The 3,827-nt window shown below is 61.9% G+C and carries 3 protein-coding genes; all 3 read right to left on the reverse strand.

The window, feature by feature from the left end; genetic code table 11:
- Positions 1-85 precede the first annotated feature (85 nt).
- From EQG66_RS15100 to EQG66_RS15110, 3 genes are read right to left on the reverse strand one after another with little or no spacing between them, the layout of a single operon-like run.
- Entirely contained in the window at positions 86-1,090 is a 1,005-nt protein-coding gene (locus EQG66_RS15100; RefSeq protein WP_129405331.1) for a site-specific integrase, read from the reverse strand.
- Positions 1,087-2,451 carry a tyrosine-type recombinase/integrase gene (locus tag EQG66_RS15105; RefSeq protein ID WP_129405332.1) on the reverse strand — a complete coding sequence of 455 codons (1,365 nt, stop codon included), beginning with the start codon at positions 2,449-2,451 and terminating at the stop codon, positions 1,087-1,089. Before EQG66_RS15105 ends, EQG66_RS15100 begins: the two co-directional genes overlap by 4 nt.
- Complete coding sequence (locus tag EQG66_RS15110) at positions 2,448-3,680, reverse strand: site-specific integrase (protein ID WP_129405333.1); 1,233 nt, start codon at positions 3,678-3,680, stop codon at positions 2,448-2,450. The genes EQG66_RS15105 and EQG66_RS15110 overlap by 4 nt, the downstream gene beginning before the upstream one ends.
- Positions 3,681-3,827 lie beyond the last annotated feature (147 nt).

A 3,827-nucleotide genomic window follows, 5' to 3' on the forward strand; every position in this document is an offset into this window, starting at 1 on the left:
TAATCGCGAGGTGTCGATAATGTGAAGGAGCGCGGCCAGATTGGCCGAGTTCTGGGGTTTCCTGCAAACGTTCCTTCACATTATTTCAAAGCGTGTCGAGCCAGGCGAGCACGCTTGTATCGCGCTTCCACGAAGGCTGACCGCCGGGTGTTGTCGGAACGGCGACCTGTTCCAGGGCCTTTCGCTTCGTTTCAAGATTGGCCCTGGCATAGTGGTTGGTCGTGTCGAGGCTCACGTGGCCGAGCCAACTGCGGATGACTGTAACATCGACGCCCGCAGATATGAGGTGCACGGCGGTGGCGTGCCGGAAGGCGTGCGGCGTCACGTGCTTGGTACGCAGCGTTGGTGTGGCTTCGGTCGCCGCCTTTACGTAGGCGGCAAGCTTGAATCGGACGCCCGACGCGCTGAGCGGTTCGCCATAGCGGTTAACGAACAGCCGTTGGTCAGGCGCCCGTGGTTGCCGTTCGAGCAGCTTCTTCAGCAGCAAGGCCGTTTCAGGCCAGAGCGGGCAGATGCGTTCCTTCCGTCCCTTGCCGGTCAAGCGCACGCAGCTCGGACTTTCGAACCGGATTGCTTCGGGGCACAGGTCGAGCGCTTCCTGTATTCGTGCGCCGCTGTTGTAGAGGAACGAGAGCAGCACATGATCGCGCATGCCTTCGAGCGTCGAACGGTCAGGCTGGGCAAGAATTGCCGTCACTTCCGCCGGATCCAGATAGCAGGGCTCCGATACCGGCGCGCGCTTGACGGGTATGTTGAGGATTTCGACGCATTGCGCGATCGATGCGGGATCCCTGGTCGCCACGAAGTGGAAGAAGCTGCGGATTGCGGCAAGCCTGCAGTTGCGCGTGCCGATCGTGCCGCCGCGCTCATGTTCAGCGTAACTGAGGAACGCGGAGACTTCGCTGGCGGTCAGATCAGTCATCGTGATCATAGCCACCTTCCTTCCAGTCCGCTGTGCAACGAACCGCAAGAACAGCCGCCAGGTGTCGCGGTATGATCGGACTGTATGGATGGATGCGTTGCGCTGCTCGACCAGCCATTCGTAGAAGAACGCGTGCATCAGTACCGGGAACGGGTTGGCCTTGCTCATGGCTGCACCTCCCGCTCCATGCTGAGGCAAGGTGCGCCCACCATGCGGAACCGCTCACTTGCGTAATGCAGCAGATCCTGGGTGACCGTGATGTAGACCAGGGTAGAGTTGATATCCCGGTGGCCGAGGTAGGTCGCGAGGAACGGCAGACGGTCCTGCGGGTTGATGCCCGTCCGGTACCATTCGAGGATCCGGTTCACGACCATTGAGTGCCGCAGGTCGTGCAAACGCGGTCCCGTTCGCCCCTGCAGTGGCTTCAGCCCGGCGCGGCGTATGACGTCAACGAGCAACCAGGCGACTCCTTGCTTCGTATAGCGGGCACTGCGCTGCTCGTGCCAGAACAGCCCGGACCTCGGGTCCTGCGATGCACCGGCATGGCACCGCACATCGATGTAGGCCCGAAGTTCGGCCATCACAGTGTCGGGCAGCGGCAGTATCCTGGTCTTGTAGAACTTGGTCTGCCGTATAGTGATCGTGCCGCCCTGAAGATCAACATCCCCCAGATCAAGGCGGGCAACCTCGCTGCGCCGCAGGCCCGCGCAATAGGCGAGCAGAAGCATCGTGTAGACACTCAACGGGCGAAGCGGCGCTCGCGGAGAGGGGTAAGAGCGAGCAATGTCGAGCATATGCTGCACGTCGGCAGGCGTATAGATATGAGGTTTGCGCCATTGTTTGGCCACTTCCTTCCCCGGACGTGGGTCCGGTCGGCGCGGTGGGATCGACGGATCCCGATGGCGGAGTATCTTCGCAAGGACGCGCTTCAGCTTTTCGCATTCGGCAGGATGATTGCGCGTGGCCTTCGCCGTCGCCCAGTGTTCGAGCATCACCCCGATCGGTTCATCCTGCAGCGCCGGGTTCAGCTGTAGGAACCGGTCGAACCGCAAAAGCCACACAGGCTGCGTGGTATATTTGTACCCCCTGTTACGCATCAGCGTAACGTGCTCGGCCATGATCGCGCCCAGCACGCTGCCGAACGGTTTGGGCTGATGCAGTTTGGCAAGGGCTTGTTCTGGATCGCGTGAAGCCAGAGCGCGCCAGACCGGCATGCACTGCTTGACGTTACACTCCTTGCGCAGGACGACGACGGGATTGCGGTGGATCGCCCCTGTTTGCACAAGGTGATCGAGGAACCGGTCGATAATGCGGGTGCGGTGGAGCAGCGTCGTCGCCGTCCAACGGTCGGACCACGCCCGCAACCAGGCTACCAGCACATCTTGGCCGAGTTCGGTGTGGCGCGCGGCGACGTCCTGGAAGCTGTGGAGCACCTGTTTGTAATAGGTGCGGCTGTTCTTGCTGCGCAGGCCAAGGTCCGCGAGATAGCGCGCGATCAACAGTCGTTCGGGATCGGGCCATGTCATCATGACAGCACCTCCGATCCCGGAACGTCGAGCGCGATGGCCCGCAGGTCTTCGGTTGCCAGCTTGAGATACGGAGCGGTAGATTCCGTCGAACGATGACCAAGCATATCGCCGATCACCTTTTGCGGGACCGAGGCGCGCAGCATCTCGACCGCGCGGGCATGTCTGAAGATGTGTGGCCCACACTTTCCCGGTGGCTTGACCCCGGCATCCCGGATTCGCCGGAACACGGCACTATGCAGCACCCGGAGCCGTCCATAGGGCGCGCGGGTCCGCACGAACACTTCGCGGGCGTCGGTCTGCGGTCGTCCCGAGCGCAGATAGGTGAGGATGGCTTCGCCCACCGGAGCCATCAACGGCAGATAGGAACAGGCACGGGTCTTGGTGTGGAGGATGCGGATCGATTCCGCGCGCCAGTCGATGTCCTCGATCTTAAGACTGCGGATTTCGCCGGACCTCAGACCATAGGTCGCCAGCAGTTGCAGGATCGCCTGATCTCTGAGCCCGATGGGCGTCGTGTCCTTGCTCGCGGTTTCCAGGACGGCGGCGATCTGATCGCGCTCCAGGATCGAGGGCACCCCTTCATAGGCGTACAGTAGCGGAGCGATGACGTGCGGCGACAAGTCGATTGCGGTGCGGCGCGTCCGGTGCAGATAGCGCAACAGCGAGCGAAGGCGCTCCGCCACGTCCTTCACCGATTTGCGCGTTTGGTGCGGGCTGCGCATGTCCATGTAACGGTCGATGTCGCCGACGCTCATTTCCATCAGGCTGTCGACGCCGCATCGATCAAGCTGCCAGGCGAGAAAGTTCCGGCCCTCCCACATCAGCGCGTAGATGCTGGGCTCCGCAAGGCCCCGTTCCTCGCGCAGCCAGGTCTCGTATTCGTCGCAGATCGCAAAGCGCAGCGTGTCGGCAGCGCAGGTCGCCTTCGGCGCCGGCGGCCACTGGCCCTGTGCAAGCCGCAGCAATGCGTGGATTCCAGAGCGCGGAATGGAGTGCCAGTACGGCCCCGGAGACCGACCATGGCGTTTGCGGAACATCGCGATCGCATGGCGCAGGTAGTGCGTCACTTGCGCCTCGGTCACCTCGGCGATCGGGATGCTGCGCCGGGCAAAATAGTCGAGGAACCCGCGCGCATAGGCGCAGTAGTTCCCGGTCACCACCGGGCTGTATCGTTGGGTGATCAGTGCGGCTTTGAGTTCGGCGATCAGTTCGCAATCGGTATTCGGCATTGAAGGCTCCTCTGCAGGTCAAACGACCGCAGAGGTTCGTCGAGAAATAATGCGGAGCAAAGCCCGTCAGATACCGTCGGAATTCTGCGCATTTCAGACACTGAAACCGCGTTCCTTCACATTATCGACACCTCGCGATTACTCAAG

The organism is Sphingobium fluviale (genome assembly GCF_004122115.1).
In the GTDB taxonomy this organism is placed as follows: Bacteria; Pseudomonadota; Alphaproteobacteria; order Sphingomonadales; family Sphingomonadaceae; genus Sphingobium; species Sphingobium fluviale.